1 pseudogene is annotated in these 405 nt (G+C 72.8%); it reads right to left on the reverse strand.

Annotated features, from left to right (window positions below):
• Positions 1–65 precede the first annotated feature (65 nt).
• Positions 66–405 (reverse strand): annotated as a pseudogene (locus HV824_RS36595) (sigma-54-dependent Fis family transcriptional regulator); the annotation flags it as partial.

Here is a 405-nt window from a genome sequence, read left to right on the forward strand (position 1 = left end):
CCCGGGCACTGAGCGTCACGCCGGGGGAAGGGGAGAAGGCCAGGCCGGCTCGACTCCCCCGGGGCTCATGTCTCCACCGGGTCGGCTCCGCCCTCCAGCAGGTCCGAGAAGGGAGGGCCCGCGAGGCCCAGGGTCTTGTAGAGGGCCTCGAGCCGCTCGAGCTCCCGGCGGAGCGTGCGGTACTGGTTGCGGCTCTTGACGACGTTCTCCCGCCCGAAAAGACGGAAGGCTTCGTCCCGGCCGAGCCGCCGCATGGCCACCGCGAGGACGAGTCCGCGGAAGCCGTCGACCAGGTCCAGGTCGAGCACTCCGGGCCCGCGTGCCTGGGCCGCGCTGACGAAGGCCCCCGCCGCCATGCTCAGCACCTCGGTGAGCTGCGGGGCCGCCGAGTCCGACTCATAGCTC

This window comes from Myxococcus sp. AM009, from assembly GCF_013372605.1.
Lineage (GTDB): Bacteria > Myxococcota > Myxococcia > Myxococcales > Myxococcaceae > Myxococcus > Myxococcus vastator.